Origin of the sequence: Citrobacter sp. XY323 (assembly GCF_025106035.1) — a bacterium.
Taxonomy (GTDB): Bacteria; Pseudomonadota; Gammaproteobacteria; order Enterobacterales; family Enterobacteriaceae; genus Citrobacter; species Citrobacter braakii.
In genome coordinates this window covers 59,668-75,636 of the sequence record NZ_JANYUK010000007.1, presented here as the reverse complement: position 1 = coordinate 75,636, position 15,969 = coordinate 59,668, and the positions used below count along the sequence as shown (strand labels likewise).

The window sequence follows — 15,969 nt, the reverse complement described above, 5'->3', positions numbered from 1 at the left end:
GGTGTTCTCCAGTATTTATTTTATTAAAGGCCGATGCACATATATTTGATTTCTAAGTAGTCTTCGATGCCGTATTTCGATCCTTCACGGCCAAGACCGGAGGCTTTGATTCCCCCAAACGGGGCGACTTCGTTGGAGATAATGCCGGTGTTAATCCCGACAATGCCGTATTCCAGCGCTTCGCCAACGCGAAAGACGCGGCTCAAATCACGGGCGTAGAAATAGGCGGCCAGACCAAACTCAGTGTCATTAGCCTGAGCGATGACGTCAGCCTCGTCCTTAAACCGGAACAGCGGAGCCAGCGGGCCGAACGTCTCTTCTTTGGCGACCTTCGCGTTGTCAGGCACATCCACCAAAATGGTGGGCTGGAAGAAGTTGCCGCCGAGTGCGTGAGGTTTGCCACCCGCGATAATGCGCGCGCCTTTATCCAGAGCATCGGCGATGTGTTCCTGCACTTTGGCTACCGCTTTCTCGTCGATCAGCGGTCCGGTAGTGACGTCAGGCTGCAGACCATCACCGAGGTGCAGTTTGCTCACTGCCTGCTGGAGTTTTTCGGCAAAACGGTCATACACGCCGTCCTGCACGTACAGGCGGTTGGCGCAGACACAGGTTTGGCCAGCGTTACGGAACTTCGATGCCAGTGCGCCTTCTACGGCTTTATCGAGATCGGCATCGTCAAAGACGATAAACGGCGCATTGCCGCCCAGCTCCAGCGACACTTTTTTGATGTCTTTGGCGCACTGCTGCATTAACTGACGGCCAATTTCGGTTGAGCCGGTAAATGACAGCTTGCGTACCAGCGGGTTGCCAGTTAGCTCGTTGCCGACCGCGCTCGCTGAACCGGTCACCACGCTGAAAACGCCTGCCGGGATCCCGGCGCGATTGGCAAGCTCTGCCAGCGCCAGTGCGGAGTAGGGAGTCTGGCTGGCCGGTTTAAGCACCATTGTGCAACCAGCCGCCAGCGCCGGACCGGCTTTGCGGGTAATCATCGCCGCGGGGAAGTTCCACGGCGTAATCGCGGCGGTAACGCCGATCGGCTGTTTGATGACGATTAGGCGTTTGTCGGCCTGGTGGCCGGGGATCGTATCGCCATAGATACGTTTGCCCTCTTCGGCAAACCACTCAATAAAGGAAGCGGCATAGGTGATTTCACCTTTGGCTTCTGCCAGCGGTTTACCCTGTTCCAGGGTCATCAGACGGGCGAGATCGTCCTGATGCTCAATCATCAGGTTGAACCAGCGGCGCAGGATGTTGGCCCGCTCTTTGGCGGTCAGCGCACGCCAGGCGGGCAGAGTGCGGTTAGCGGCGTTAATCGCTTCGCGGGTTTCATCCGCCCCCATTTTCGGTACGCTACCTAATTGCTGACCGTTGGCGGGGTTGGTCACCGCGATGGTCTCGCCGCTGTTGGCGTCACGCCAGTTGCCGTCGATCAGTGCTTGCTGGCGAAATAAGGTTGGATCGTTAAGTTGCATAATTGCGTCCTGTCTAAATCGTTTTAACGGGTGAATGCGGCGTGTAATGTTTCCACGCTACGTGCCGCACGCAGCGTGCGTCCGGGATTACTCTGGTTCTCCAGCAGCGCATGAACTTTGCTGACAATATGCGCGCCGATAGGGATCGCCGACGTTGCTGCCGGAGAAGGCGCGTTACAGGTGTGAATTGAGCGTGGCGTGGTGACAAACAGGAAATCGTCGATTAGCTTGCCGTCCGGCGACACAGCCTGTGCCCGCACGCCTGCAGGCCAGGGCTGCAGATCCTTGAGCGTCAGACTCGGGCAGTACTTTTGTACCAGCCGCAGATAACCGCTTTTGCACAGCGAATTCTTCATTTCGCCAAGTCCTGAGCGCAGGTTGTTTTGCAGCACGCGACGAATGCCGGAAGAGCTGAGGATCTCCAGCGTATCGCTGAGCGAGAAGTCGCGTTTACGGTAGCCTTCACGTTTAAATGCCAGTACCGCGTTGGGGCCCACGGTGACGCTGCCGTCAATCATCCGGGTCAGATGAACGCCGAGAAACGGCATCGCCGGGTCGGGGATGGGGTAGATCAGATGGTTGACTATCTGGTTATGTTCTGACGCCAGACGGAAATATTCGCCACGGAACGGACAAATGATAAAGCCGGGTTCAACGCCGAGCATTTTCACTAGTCGGTCCGCCATCAGGCCAGAGCAGCTAATCAGCGTCGCTCCCTCAAATTCCTGACCCTGACGGGTATGTACGACAACGCCCGTAGCGTGCTCTTTTAGCGCGCTGACCTCAGCGTTGTAGATAATCTCACCGCCTTTGGCCTGAAATATCTTCGCCATCGCGGCGGTGACTTCGCGGTAGCTGACGATCCCGCTCGACGGAACAAAAATACCGCCCAGCCCGGTGATGTTGGGTTCACGCTCGCGAAGCTCCTGCGCATTCAGCCATTCGCGCTCAAGGCCGTTAGCGGCGGTGCGAGCCCACAGCGCGCGCATGCGCTCCATTTCCAGTTCGGAGGTGGCAACCAGCATTTTTCCGCAGACGTCGTAGCGGATGCCGTTTTGGTCGCAAAAGGCTTTTGTGGCGCGATTTCCGGCCAGGCAAAACTGCGCCTTCAGGCTACCAGGGGTGTAATAGACCCCGGCATGAATTACGCCGCTGTTGTGGCCCGTCTGGTGACAGGCCGGGCCGGACTCTTTTTCCAGCAGCGCGATTCTGGCGTCCGGATAGACATCAATCAGCTGCATGGCGGTCGACATGCCGATAATGCCGCCGCCAATAATCACAAAATCATACATCCGCTTTATTCCTTCGCGCTTACTGATGGGTCTGGTAGTGGTTTGTCGCGTAAGCGAAATAACCACGCTGGCGCATCAGTTCGCGGCGCAGGTCAGGATGCGAGGTGAAGCGATCGCGACCGTGCAACCAGAACAGGTTGTTGATTAGCAGGAATTTACCGACTGAAACCGGAACGGAAATAATGGCCTTGCTGGTTTCCAACGCATCGGACAAATCGCTCAGCCAGACGCCTTCTTCATAATCTTTAGGCTGGACGAACTGGTCGATGTAGCGCATCACCGGGCGGCCCTGCTGGTCAACGTCAAACACCGGATGGAACACTTCCTGGCTGACGTTTTTGCTTGGCGGTGCGGCAAAGCGCATGGCGCGACGCGCCAGCGGGTGGGTAAAGTACTGATCCAGATGTTCCCAGTCGTCGAGGTGCAGCAGCAGCGAGTTACCGCCGGTCATGTTCTGCTCGTCAATCTTCATCATCAGCACATAGTCGGTGATTTCTTCGAGGTAGGTTCCGTCGTTATGCAGCTCCATTACACGGTGCGGCTGGCGCAGATAGCTGTCTGAGTTATCAACGTTTTTCACCACAAAACGGGCATAGTATTGACCGCTCATCGCATCAAAATTGGAGCGCCCGATAAGATGCGCTACCGCCGTCGCCAGCTTGACCATCTCTTCAGCCTGTGCCACATCATCCACGCCAACGGCGTTGATCAGTAGTGCGCCTTCGGCACGATCGAGCAACGTTTTCAGCAGCAAAGGCTGCAACTGATTACCGCACAGGTCGTCGAGGATCTTGCCCACTTTGAAGCGCAGGAAGGATTTGTATTCCAGTGCCTGCACCGGCCACTGCGCTACGGCTTTCAGAAATTGCTCAGTGGTCTCAGCGGAAAAAGTCAGCTCCAGCAGGCGTGGGGACTGGGCTGATGGTTTCAACGTGAAACCGCTGTAGTGCTGGGCTGGATCATCAGCGTTCGGTTTTACGGCAGTCAGTGCGTTCATCAAATCGTTCCTCTCAGTAGATTGTCAGGGAGATATGGCGCAGCTCGTTTCGTAGCCATAAATTAAAAATATCTACATTTTTGAAAAACGCGCACAGAATGGGCTTGTTTGTTTATTATTTGTGATCAAAAACAACAATTATTTAACATTATAAAAAGTGAGGTTAAGTGCGGGGAGGAGAAGGGAGGACAGGTAATGTTATTTTAAAACAAAGAGTTAATTATGCTGCCGCTGAGGGTAACTCAACGGCAGCAGCAAAGTCAGTAACCGACTTTATAAATGCGCCCGGTTTGGATGCCTTCCACGCTGCGGCGATAGGCGTTGGCAACGGTAGCGGCGGGGACGCTTTCAAAGCCAGGGAAGAAACCATCGTATGCTTCGGCGGATTCACTGAGTACGGTTGGGCTTATCAGGTTAATGCGCTGACCACGACCTAGCTCACAGGCAGCAGCGCGCACAAATCCTTCCAGTCCGGCATTGATCGTTGCCGCATTCGCCCCTTGTGCGATGGGTTCATCGGCGATAATGCCGCTAATTAGCGTAATCGAGCCGCCATCATTGAGGAAATGTTGCCCGGTTAATGCCAGACGTATCTGGCCTAACAGCTTATCCTGTAATCCCTGATTAAAGTCCTCGTCGGTCATTGTCGACAGCGGGCCAAAGAACAGGTTGCCGGTGGCGGAAACGATCGCATCTACCCGACCGACTTTTTCAAACAATGCCTCGACACTCTCCTGCGAGGTGATATCGACCTGGTAATCTCCCTGCGTGCGACCTACGCGGATCACCTCATGTTTACGGCTTAACGTTTCTGTGACTGCGCGCCCCACTGTACCGCTGGCACCAATAATGACGATTTTCATAACCACCTCCAGAATAGTGTGAGCCACTATTCTTTAATGAAAATGAAATCGGATAAACTGGCTATAAGTTAGATGATTGCTAACCAGAGGTTTGTAATATGGATAAGCTGCGCGGCATGGAAACGTTTATCGCCGTGGTGGAGAGCGGAAGCTTTACCTCCGCGGCAACAAGACTCGAGATGTCTGCGGTGATGGTGGGAAAATATATCACCCAACTGGAAGCACAGCTCGGCACGCGTCTGCTGGAGCGCAATACTCGCCGCCAGAGCCTGACCGATGCCGGGCGTGTCTATTTTGAAGAAGCCCGCCGCGTGCTGGAGCAGGTGTCGATAGCTGAGCGTTCGGTAGAGCGTCTGCGGCTGGCCCCTGCGGGGACGCTGCGCATTAGCGCGCCTACTTCTTTTGGCGCTTGCGTTATCTCGCCGCTGGCCGCTGCGTTTTTACAGGCCTGGCCTGAGGTGCGCATTGAGCTGGATCTGACCAACCGGATGGTTGATCTGGTGAATGAAGGCGTCGACCTGGCGATCCGTATTGGCGATATCCATCAGACTGATGTGGTGGCGAAATACCTGTGCCCTTACCGTATGGCGATCTGTGCATCAAAGGATTATCTTGCCCGTCATGGCACGCCCCTTACGCCAGCGGATCTGGTGGATCATCTGTGCCTGTCCCATACCGTGTGGACCGCTCGCAACGAATGGATACTGCCTGGCGTGACGGGCGAGGTCAGATGGAAGCGCGATGCGATCCTGCGCTGTAACGATGGTCATGGCCTGCGTATGGCGGCGGTAGCGGGGGCTGGACTGTTATTGCAACCGGAGGTGCTGCTGGCGCAAGAGCTGGCTACCGGGAAACTGATTCGGATACTGGAAAAGTTTACGCCGCAGCCGCGGCCGATTCATCTACTGTGGCGACAAGATTTGCGTCCGCTGCCCAAGCTGACGCGGTTTGTTGAGCACGTACTCAGTGCCGTTCAGGAATTAAGATGAAAATGCCGGATAAGGCGCGTCAGCGCCGCTATCCGGCATATTATTAGCTGATATCCACCTGCGGTTTGCTGTTACGTTTACGAATCAGGCGTAGCACTGGCGGGACCACGATAACCAGTACCGCCATCACCAGCAGCACTTTCGCCACGCCGCTGGCCCACAGAATATCCATATTACCGTTACTGATAGACAGCGCCCGACGCAGGTTCTGCTCCAGCATTTCCCCCAGAACGAAGCCTAAAATTAACGGCGACATCGGGAAGTGCATTTTGCGCAATATGTAGCCCAGCACGCCGAGGGCAACCATCAGCACCAGATCGAAAGTGGTGCTGTGGACGGCATACACGCCCACCGCGGAGACTGCCGCGATAGCCGGTACCAAAAACCACAAGGGGATGGTCAGCATACGGGTAAACAGGCCGATCAACGGGATGTTCATCACCAGCAGCATCACGTTAGCAATCAGCAGCGCCGCAATCAGCCCCCAAACGATATCCGGCTGTTCGGTGAACATGGCCGGACCCGGGGTGATATTGTACAGCGTCAGCGCGCCCATCATCACCGCCGTGGTGCCGGAGCCCGGTACGCCGAGCGTCAGCATCGGGATAAAGGAGCCACAGGCCGAGGCGTTGTTGGCGGCTTCGGGGGCCGCCACGCCGCGTATATCCCCTTTGCCGAAGCTGTCGCTATTGCCGCTGAGCTTTTTCTCGGTCATGTAGGTGATAGCGCTGGCAATGGTTGCGCCCGCGCCAGGCAGGACGCCGACGAAAAAGCCAATCACCGATGAACGCAGAGTTGCGCCAACGCACTGCGCACCTTCTTTGGCGTTAAATAACATGCGGCCCGTTTTACGCACCAGCGTCTGGCCACTGCTGGTATGTTCCAGCATTAACAGTATTTCAGAGACTGAGAACAGCCCAATCACTACCACGATAAACTGCACACCGTCGGAGAGATGAACGCTGTCAAAGGTAAAGCGATAAACCCCGGTATTGGCGTCTACGCCGACGGTCGCAAGGCCGAGACCGATAAGCGCTGCCAGAAATGATTTCAGCGGGTTTTGCGCCATCATGCTGCCAAGGCAGGCAATGGCGAAAACCATTAAGGCAAAGTATTCCGCCGGACCGAAGGCCAGCGACCATTGGGCTAACGCCGGGGCAAACAGAATGATGCCGCCGATAGCGATAAGCGAACCAATGAAAGAGCTGACCGCCGAGATAGAGAGCGCAACGCCGCCGCGGCCTTGCTGCGCCATCGGGTAGCCATCCAGCGCGGTCATAATCGCCGCCGCATCGCCGGGAACATTCAGCAGGATGGAGGAGATACGTCCGCCGTATTCACAACCTATGTAGACCGTAGCCAGCAGGATCAGCGCAGATTCTGCAGGCAGATGCAAAGCGAAAGCCAGAGGCAGCAGGATCGCCACGCCGTTAATGGGTCCAAGACCAGGCAACAGCCCGACAATGGTACCGACAAAACAGCCAATCAGGGCGATGACCAGGTTTTCCGGCGTCATGGCCACCGCGAAACCCTGAGAAAGATAAATCCAGGTATCCATCGTTTCTCCGTTAACCCAGCCAGGCGCCGAGTGGTAAGGTGACGTCAAGCAGTCGGTCAAAGGCATACCACAGCAGAATGCCGAGTACCGCGCCGGAAATCCCCGCAGCCGGAATGGTTGCGCCGAACAGCATGCCAATCACCACGGTGAGAATGGCGGTGGCGATGGGAAAACCGAGCCATTCGAAACCCCAGGCGTACATCAACAGAACAATCACCATCGTCAGCAGCTTTTGCAGCACGTGACGGCGGGGCCAACTGATGGTGTCGGGATGGCGCAACAGCAGCGCCACGGCGCATACCAGCATCAGGCTGATAATGCCAAGCGGAAAGGGACGCGGCCCAACCGGCTCATAGCTGTATTCGCTGGTGATTTGCCAGGCCACGAACAGCCCGGCTATACAGAGCAACAGCCAGATACCTGCAAAAATACGATCGCTCATCATCTTTGCCTCTGCGCTTATTTCGCCAGACCGAAGGCTTTCGCCTGCTCACGGTAATCCGTGACCTGCTTTTTCACGTATTCGTCGAGCTGCTTACCGCTCATGTTGAATTCAAACAGGCCGCGCAGATCGCGCTGCTTTTTAAACTCATCGGTCTGCTGGAGTTTGTTAAAGGCATCAACCCACCACTGATACTCGGCGTCGCTGACTTTTGGTCCAACGTAGAAGCCACGAATGATGGGCCACACGAGGTCATAACCCTGCTCTTTGGCGGTTGGCACGTTAGCTAACTGGCCTGGCAGACGTTCATCAGAGAACACGGCGAGCACGCGGATTTTGTCGCCGCTAAGATAAGGCACCATCTCGCTGAGATCGCCGGAAACCACCTGGACGTGATTCCCCATCAGCGCGGTGACCGGTTCGCCGCCGCCCTCAAAGGCCACATAGCGCATCTTGTGTGGATCGACATTGGCTTTTTGCGCCAGCAGCGCCGACTTCATCCAGTCCTGACTACCGATAGAGGCGCCTGCGCCAATGACCACGCTGTTAGGATCTTTCTCCATTGCCGTCAGCAGATCTTTCAGCGTTTTCCAGGGTGAGTCCTGGCGTACGGCAATCATGCCGTAGTCAGTGCCCACGCTTGCCAGCCAGCGGACATCATCAACGCCGTAGCGACCAAACTTCCCTTGTGACAGGTTCAGCAGCGAGCCGCCGGAGAATGCCACTACGGTACCCGCTTCAGCCGGACGTTGCGCGACGATCGCGTTATAGGCCACGGCGCCAACGCCACCGGGCATGTAGGTTACGCGCATTGGTTTTTCGATAGCGCCGGTTTCCATCATGCTCACTTGAATCAACTTACAGGTGAGATCGAAACCACCGCCAGGTTTAGCAGGGGCGATACATTCTGTGCGCGATGGCGCTTGTTCCGCCAGAACAGAGGTACTCATCAGTAAAATGCTTGCAGTAAGGGTACGAAGTAACTGTTTTTTCATTGTTTATCCTCACGCCGGAAAACCGGATTTTCGGGTACGGAAGAAGATTTTTGTGATTATGTGAGCCGATGTGTAGCGGTTCGGTTGCATGATTGTTAAAACATTAACCTTTCAATTCCCTTTCAATGCGGCAGAAACTTTACAGGATGTGATATGCGTCTCTTATTAGCGGAAGATAACCGTGAGTTAGCTCACTGGCTGGAGAAAGCGCTGGTGCAAAACGGTTTTGCCGTCGACTGCGTTTTTGATGGCCTGGCGGCCGACCATCTTTTACATAGCGAAACGTACGCGCTGGCGGTGCTGGATATCAATATGCCGGGACTGGATGGTCTTGACGTCGTTCAGCGCCTGCGCAAACGCGGGCAGACGCTTCCTGTGCTGCTGCTGACGGCGCGCAGCGCGGTGGCCGATCGGGTGAAAGGGTTGAACGTCGGGGCTGATGATTATCTGGCAAAACCGTTTGAAATCGAGGAGCTGGATGCCCGGCTGAGGGCTTTGCTACGCCGCAGCGCGGGGCAGGTGCAGGGCATACAGCAACTGGGCGAACTGGCGTTTCACGATGAGGGCTATTTTCTGTTGCAGGGGCAGCCGCTGGCGCTCACGCCGCGCGAACAGGCATTGCTGACGGTGCTGATGTACCGTCGATTGCGACCGGTTTCGCGTCAGCAGTTGTTTGAACAGGTCTTCAGTCTAAACGATGAGGTCAGCCCCGAAAGCATTGAGCTCTACATCCATCGTCTGCGTAAAAAGCTACAGGGAAGCGATGTGCGCATCGCCACGCTGCGCGGACTGGGCTATGTGCTGGAGCGTAGCGATGAAGTGGGTTAAACCCCAATCGTTGTACCTGCAACTGCTGATGTTTCTGGGTTTGCCGCTCATGTTGTTGTGGGGACTGTCGGCATTTAACAGCTATGTCAGCGCGCTACAGGCGGCGACGCAGGCGTATGACCGGACGCTGCTCTCGTCTGCCAGAACCGTCTCCGAGCGACTGGTGGTGCACAACAAACAGCTGGAAGTGAATGTGCCGTGGGTGGTGCTGGACAGCTTTGAGCTGAATATGAACGACAGGTTGTATTACAAGGTCGTCGATCCGGCGGGGAAGGTTATCTCAGGTTATGACGATTTACCTGCGATGCCGCCTGCGACATCGCGTACGCGGCTTTATCCGGCGCTGGCGTGGTTTTATCACACTGAATATCGCGGGGAGGCAATTCGCGTGGCGCGTCTGCTGCAGCCCGTCAACGAGGGCGGCATTATCGGCATGGCCGAGATTTATGTCGCCGAAACGCTGCAATCGCGACGTTACCTGGCGCGACAGCTGCTGTTTTCCTCGTGGGTTTCGCAAGGGCTGCTGGTGCTGCTCACGCTGGTGCTGGTCGGCTGGCTGCTGCGTCGGGTGTTACGCCCGATGCGCCAGCTGTCATCGCTGATGGTGCGTCGCGAGCCTGGGCTGCTGACGCCGCTGCCGGAGCTGCTGCCGTGGTCGGAAACCCGTCTGTTGATTGTGGCATTCAACCGTTATCTGGACCGACTTCGCGGCCTGATCTCTCGCCAGGAGCGCTTCAGCGCGGATGCTTCCCATCAGCTTAAAACGCCGCTGGCGGTGCTAAAAACTCAGGCGGCGGTGGCCCTCGCCAGCCAGCAGCCGCAGCAATGGTATGAGAGTCTGCAAGCCATGAGCTCCACGCTGGACAACACTATTCAACTGACGGAAAGGCTGTTACAGCTGTCGGCTGTGAAGCGCAAAGAGCAAGGAGAAAGGCACTTCTCGCCGGTTAATTTGTATGAGGTGGTGCAAAGCAGTTGTTTCACGCGACTGGCGCAGGCGCGCAGTAAAGGGATCGATCTGGGCTATGAAGGGGAACAGGATGCGGTGTGGATTGAGGGCGATGAAGTCCTGCTTGGCGAACTGTGCGGGAATCTGCTGGATAACGCACTGAAATACACGCCGCCGCATGGTGTGGTAACCGCCCGTCTGCTGCTAAAAGGAGAGGTGGTGGTGCTGGTGGTTGAAGATAGCGGGCCGGGCATCGATGAGCAGATGGTGCACCAGGCGCTGCTGCCGTTTCATCGCCTTGATAACGTCGGTAATGTCCCTGGCGCCGGGATAGGCCTGGCGCTGGTCAACGACATTGCTCGTCTGCACCGCACGCACCCTCAGCTATCACGGAGTGAAACATTAGGCGGGTTAAGCGTACGACTGCGGTTTTTATGCCTGGTGCGAGACGCGCAGGACGATCAGCATCGTCCTGCGCCTGTTATTTAAAGGTCACCGTCGCATTGACAGGGATACTAAATGTGCCGGGTTGGGGAGGATTCTTCAGCCAGAACAGGGTTGCCATGAACTCTTTGCGTCGGCTGTCGCTCTGGTTGGTAAACGCGCTGCTGGCAAAATCGATACGGTTGCCGCTGATAATGTCCCCGGAGCCGGGGTGTGCAGCATCCTGGAGCGTAACGCCGATATCTGGCGTCCCCTGACCGGTAAAAACTGCGCCGCTGTTGCTTGTGGTGCCGGTAAACGTTACCGCGTAGTTGATGCCGCGACATTCATGCTTCCCGGCGGCTTCTGCGGCAATAACGGCAAACTGTTTACTGTGGCTGTTATCTTTTCCCACTTTTGCTTCGGTAATGCTGATCCTGCCAAACTCGACGGTATCCGTTCCTTTGTCAGAGCTGATAGAGACGATCGGTTCGCAGTTGATATAACTGATGTTATTCAGGCCATTAAGCGCGGGGCCAAAGTTTTTTGCCGGATTGCTGGTGGAGCAATGCGAACCGCAGGCGTTAATGCTGCCAATACCGTCGACGACGAAAACTTTGTTGATGGTGCGACCGGCCAGCGCAGGCAAAGGATCCGGGAGTTTTCCGGTAGCGACCAGACTGAGGTTAAAGGTGAAAGAAAATGTTTGTGGGCGCGCCTGGCAGTCACTGGTATGGCTGTGGTTATTACTGCTGCAGTAGTTGTCTGAACGTGTTCGAGGCAACGTTGCCTGATATTGGGTGGTGACGGCCTGGGCGCTTTGATCGTAGGGGCGACCATCAATGCTCACCACCAGTTTCATATTGGTTCCCTGCAGAAAATGCGCAAACTCATGATCAGGGTCGATGTAGATTCTGGCGGCTTCGCCGTGGGGCATATAATCTGTGTCGCGGCAAGTGACGCTAACGGTTTGTGGATTGGACACCCAAACGGTGTCCCCAGCGGTGGTACTGTGGCTGATTTTAATGGGATCAACGTGTACGGAGACGCTGTTTGCTGTACAGGTAACCGCATAGCTTGCACTACTGAATATCGGCAAACAAAGCAGCACCACGAGTTTAACTATTTTTAACGGATTCATTGATTGCACCTTACGAGCCGACGCACTGGGCGGTAATTTGTGTATATCCGATTTTCTTCACCGGCTGGTTATGGTTATCCGGCATTTGAATAAAGCAGTGTTCATTTGCATGGGAGCCCCAGCGCACTTCCAGGCGAGAATTGTCCTCCACGCCGCTGGCATACAGTGCGCCATGCATACCGACCAGACCGTGGCTACGACCTTTGGTATCTCGTACGTTCGCGCCGACCGGGGGGGCAATGTTGCCGGGCATGACGGCATTGACCAGATAGTTGCGGCCGCTGAAGGTTTCAAACACCACTTTGCCGATGGCTTTCTCTGTTGGAACAATTTTTTTCTGTGCCTGCGGAATATCCAGCCCGGCACCAATATCAGCGGTATTCAGACTCACCACGTTGTAATGCCATGCGTCTGCTGCGGTAAGGACCGCATAGCCGTTACCGTCAATTGCCACGCCATTTTGTTGCTGAATATGGACACCGTCGGCATTTTTGGCCTCGACCAACACCATGGTATCGCCAGGAGAGTGCATGAGCGTCACGCCGCCTGCGTGCAGCATTGCCCCGCCGCTGATGCCCATATTCATATTCTGGTAGTTGCGTCCTGCGCTGTAGCCCCCCTGAACATTCATCTTGTCACCTTGCCAGGCGGCGTTAACCCCGGCAGAGGAATCCTGTCGATCGGTGGTACTGCCCTGAACGCCCCAGCTCAGACGATCGTCAAATGCTGTATTGCTGTAGCTGGTGGAGTAGCTGTCGCCATTCTGCTGGCTATGCATGATGTTGGTGGAGACAAAGCCGCGGCTATCCATGAAATCGAATGGAATGGAAAGCGTCAGGTTGATACTGCGGTCCTGGTAGTCGTACTGGTTACGGGTATCCTGTACATAAACGCTCCAGTTGATTTTCCCCAGTGTATCGTTGTAACCCAGCTGTATCGTGCGGTCGTGACTCCCGTTGTGCCAGTAGTTTTGCTGGCTGGCGCTGACGTAAAGAGAGGCGTTATCCCACAAACGCTGGTTAACAGAGACCTCAAAACGTTGGCGGCGATTATTGTAGTTAGTGGTGTAGTAATGCTTTTTGTTGTGCTCTTCGCCAGGAAAACGCAGCTGTTGATTCGGGTCGTCATAGGCGATGTCGTAATAGCCCGAGGACCAACTGTTATGCTCGTTAATGGTGTCGCTAAAGCTGTAATAACCGGAGGTATTGTAGCGGTAGCCAACCAGACGGAAATCCGTACCGTACTGGTTCAGCGATTTGGAGTATAAGAAACGGTAACTTTGTCCTGTGGACGCCTCTCCACTGGCAAGCTGCGCTCTGGCGGTAGTGATATCGAAAGAAATCGCGCCGAACTGGTGCAGATCCTGAGCGATCCCGGTGGCAATCGCATTATAGCTTTCTGCGGTCAGGAAACCACCGTACAACGTGGAGCCAAAGCTGAGACCATAACTCAATGTGCCTTGAACAAAGCGGGGCCGCCAGCCGCCGCTGTAACCGTCGCGGTATTCCCCTGCCGTAAACTGAAAGCGGTTGTTACCTGCACGCAGCATGTTCGGGACCGCCGAATAAGGCACAGTGAAATTACGCCGACTGCCATCGGCTTCAATAACGCTGACGTTCAGGTCGCCGCTTTGGTTGCTGGGGTTAATATCGTCGATGTCAAACGCGCCTGGCGCGACGTTTTTACTGTAAATCAGATAGCCATTTTGACGGATTTCGATTGTGGCATTGCTATTGGCGACGCCGCGAACGACTGGCGCAAAATCGCGTTGGCTATCAGGCAACATGTTTTCATCGCTGGTGAGCTGTGCCCCGGTAAACTGGATGCTGTCAAACACATCGTCGTCCGTATAGGTTTGCCCGAAGCGCAAGCGGCTACGCAGCGCAATAATATTACGTTCCACCCACGTGGAAACCGCTTGCCATTGACGACCTGAGCCGCTGGCATAGCTGAAAGTAGACTGGTTGCGAAAATGCCATCCCGCCAGGTTTATACCGTTGGCAAAACTGGCAAAAACAGAGTCATGATCCTGACCCTGTTCAATCAGGTGCGTCGTATTGGCGTTGTAGCCGACAAAAGCGGCATTAATCCCATCGTCATAGACCGATTCAGGCACGGCGTCATGCGCAGTCGAAAGCAGAAACGCTTCTGGTACTGAAATATCAATGCGCTGGTAGTTTGCATCTGCCGTCAGGCGACTGTTTGCGATCAGCGCCGTGAGCTCCACGCAGGTATCGGCGTTACCCTCGGGGATTTTAATCCCGTATTTGCGCAGATCGTCCGCGCTCAGGCAAGGTTGCGGCTTGCCTTGTGGTTGACGTCTTTTAAAGTCAACATTGCGCGTTTCGACGAAGCTATGGTCAAGATATATATCGTATTCAAACGTGCCTTCGCTAAGTCCGTCATTACGGGCTATTTGCACTACGGAGGTAATATTTTGCGTACCATGTACAAAACGGGTATTAAACTGCGGTGTGCTGCTGGCGTATGTAGGTATGCACACGGCCAGCGTTGACAGCGTAAAGAGGGTGTACCGTTGCGGGTGCTTATTTTTTTTCATCATGTGCAACCCTAACTTAATTGCAAGATACCGGGACGTTATTAACCGCGTTAGTGCCGCCGTAATCATCTACCCAGCTAAAACCGATATGGCTGACTTTTTGCTGTGACAACGCAAACGTGCGTTCGCCATGCGGATTAATCATGTCGGCATCGATGTTTTGGCCGTTAATATGTAATTGCGTCAGGGAGATATGTAACGGCGTCGCATTGACTGCCCGCAGAGTATGACCGTGGCACTGCCACTGTAATTTCTCAACGGCTTCAGGTAGCGTCATATTCAGCCCAACAGGGCGATAAAATAGTTTGATGCGAATACGCTGCGCCAGCTGTAAGGTATTTTCTTCATTCTCGATGGTGGGGATTTCCTGCACATTAATCCACACTACAGATTCAACATCCTCAGGAAAGCCGTTGCCCTGATAAATAGCTCGCAACACGGCTGATTTATGGCCGTCAAGTTTCAGGATCGGAGGCGTAATTAACATTGGCAGATTGGCTGGCGTCTCATCCGGATTACCATTATCCAGCCACGTCTGTACCATATATGGCTTGTCTGTATTATTGTTGACGTCAAACATCGCCGCTTTATCGTTCTCATTATAAATAACGCGTGTTTGACCCAAATTAATTGCGCTGTGAGCGGTGCTAACCACACACAGCAACAGGTAAAAGAATATTTTATTCATCAGGTGCACTTTCCAGGTTCAGGGAAGAGTGCCATCCATAGCAATCAACGTCCGTTATTTATAAATGACGGTGTAATTCATATCCGCAGTGATCGTGCCAGCCGCAGGCAGCGTTGCGCCAATTTGCTGATATTTGGCGACCAGATCGATTTGTGCATCGCCATTATGATCTGGTGTTAATATCACCTCATTACTACCTGAAGCGAAATTAAGGGCATGACCCGCTTGATCCACTTCGATGCCAACATCGGTGGCAGGAGTCGAACCACGAGTCGCTTGCAGAAGTGCTGCGTTACTGCCAGGGGTTTTACCAGTAAAGACCACCACATAGCCGCTTCCTCCAGTTACCCCACTACAGCCGCTAAATTGCAACGTAAACGGAGTATTACCGGTGCTAGAGCCCGCGCCGCTAAATAGCTGGTTGGTAACTTGTGGCAATGCCACTGTTTTACCTGGCTGGTTTGCTGTGCTCACCACGCAGGTACTGGCAACAATTTCACCGGTAAAATGGACCGTCGCGGTGGCTTTAGAACCTGTTGCGGCAGTGGTAACGTAATTCGCTGCTGCGCCAGCATTAGCGGCAAACAATGCGACCAGTACACTGCTGGTAAGTGCAGTTTTCATCATCATAACTCCGTTAAATTTATTATTTACTCAGAAAAGTACTTGTCAGAGGCACAGATTCAGCTGGAGTTCATCAACGTCAAAAAATGATGTAGGACTTCATTTGAAAGAAATGAATAACGTGCGTAAATTGCTCAACAAGTAATCC

Annotated in this window: 14 protein-coding genes; 3 read left to right on the top strand and 11 right to left on the bottom strand. The window is 54.5% G+C overall.

Features of this window, described 5'->3' with window-relative positions:
- Positions 1-23 precede the first annotated feature (23 nt).
- The 4 genes from gabD to N0B36_RS12245 form a co-directional block, all read right to left on the bottom strand.
- Positions 24-1,472: an NADP-dependent succinate-semialdehyde dehydrogenase gene (gabD, locus tag N0B36_RS12260; RefSeq protein WP_259688199.1), complete on the bottom strand. Its 1,449-nt coding sequence runs from the start codon at positions 1,470-1,472 to the stop codon at positions 24-26.
- Positions 1,473-1,495: 23 nt separating this feature from the next.
- Positions 1,496-2,764 carry an L-2-hydroxyglutarate oxidase gene (gene lhgO / locus N0B36_RS12255; RefSeq protein WP_259688198.1) on the bottom strand — a complete coding sequence of 423 codons (1,269 nt, stop codon included), beginning with the start codon at positions 2,762-2,764 and terminating at the stop codon, positions 1,496-1,498.
- Between the two features lie 19 nt (positions 2,765-2,783).
- Positions 2,784-3,761, bottom strand: coding sequence for a glutarate dioxygenase GlaH (gene glaH, locus N0B36_RS12250; RefSeq protein WP_016154132.1), 978 nt, complete (start codon positions 3,759-3,761; stop codon positions 2,784-2,786).
- A gap of 260 nt (positions 3,762-4,021) precedes the next feature.
- Complete coding sequence (locus N0B36_RS12245) at positions 4,022-4,624, bottom strand: short chain dehydrogenase (protein WP_047499476.1); 603 nt, start codon at positions 4,622-4,624, stop codon at positions 4,022-4,024.
- A gap of 98 nt (positions 4,625-4,722) precedes the next feature.
- Here N0B36_RS12245 and N0B36_RS12240 point away from each other — a divergent pair, with 98 nt between their 5' ends.
- Complete coding sequence (locus N0B36_RS12240; protein WP_016157283.1) at positions 4,723-5,613, top strand: LysR family transcriptional regulator; 891 nt, start codon at positions 4,723-4,725, stop codon at positions 5,611-5,613.
- A 43-nt stretch (positions 5,614-5,656) separates the two neighbouring features.
- Here the strand turns inward: N0B36_RS12240 and N0B36_RS12235 are convergent, their stop codons facing one another.
- From N0B36_RS12235 to N0B36_RS12225, 3 genes are read right to left on the bottom strand one after another with little or no spacing between them, the layout of a single operon-like run.
- The gene (locus N0B36_RS12235) at positions 5,657-7,171 is read right to left on the bottom strand and encodes a tripartite tricarboxylate transporter permease (protein ID WP_016154129.1); all 1,515 of its coding nucleotides are present in this window, start codon (positions 7,169-7,171) and stop codon (positions 5,657-5,659) included.
- 10 nt (positions 7,172-7,181) lie between these two features.
- Positions 7,182-7,616, bottom strand: coding sequence for a tripartite tricarboxylate transporter TctB family protein (locus tag N0B36_RS12230; protein ID WP_087050849.1), 435 nt, complete (start codon positions 7,614-7,616; stop codon positions 7,182-7,184).
- 14 nt (positions 7,617-7,630) lie between these two features.
- Positions 7,631-8,608 carry a tripartite tricarboxylate transporter substrate binding protein gene (locus N0B36_RS12225; RefSeq protein ID WP_080859118.1) on the bottom strand — a complete coding sequence of 326 codons (978 nt, stop codon included), beginning with the start codon at positions 8,606-8,608 and terminating at the stop codon, positions 7,631-7,633.
- A 153-nt stretch (positions 8,609-8,761) separates the two neighbouring features.
- Here N0B36_RS12225 and tctD point away from each other — a divergent pair, with 153 nt between their 5' ends.
- Together tctD and N0B36_RS12215 are read left to right on the top strand one after the other, a co-directional pair.
- Entirely contained in the window at positions 8,762-9,436 is a 675-nt protein-coding gene (gene tctD / locus N0B36_RS12220) for a transcriptional regulator TctD (protein WP_016157281.1), read from the top strand.
- Positions 9,423-10,874, top strand: a complete 1,452-nt coding sequence (locus N0B36_RS12215) for a sensor histidine kinase (RefSeq protein ID WP_049282754.1) — start codon at positions 9,423-9,425, stop codon at positions 10,872-10,874. Before tctD ends, N0B36_RS12215 begins: the two co-directional genes overlap by 14 nt.
- Here N0B36_RS12215 and N0B36_RS12210 read toward each other — a convergent pair.
- From N0B36_RS12210 to N0B36_RS12195, 4 genes are read right to left on the bottom strand one after another with little or no spacing between them, the layout of a single operon-like run.
- Positions 10,867-11,949, bottom strand: coding sequence for a fimbrial protein (locus N0B36_RS12210; protein WP_049282755.1), 1,083 nt, complete (start codon positions 11,947-11,949; stop codon positions 10,867-10,869). The two genes, N0B36_RS12215 and N0B36_RS12210, sit on opposite strands and share 8 nt — an antisense overlap.
- Before the next feature lie 10 nt (positions 11,950-11,959).
- A complete protein-coding gene (locus N0B36_RS12205) occupies positions 11,960-14,512 on the bottom strand; it encodes a fimbria/pilus outer membrane usher protein (RefSeq protein WP_259688197.1) in 2,553 nt (850 codons plus the stop codon).
- Positions 14,513-14,525: 13 nt separating this feature from the next.
- Positions 14,526-15,197, bottom strand: a complete 672-nt coding sequence (locus N0B36_RS12200; RefSeq protein WP_047499484.1) for a molecular chaperone — start codon at positions 15,195-15,197, stop codon at positions 14,526-14,528.
- 54 nt (positions 15,198-15,251) lie between these two features.
- A complete protein-coding gene (locus tag N0B36_RS12195; protein WP_141875720.1) occupies positions 15,252-15,824 on the bottom strand; it encodes a fimbrial protein in 573 nt (190 codons plus the stop codon).
- Positions 15,825-15,969: the final 145 nt, after the last annotated feature.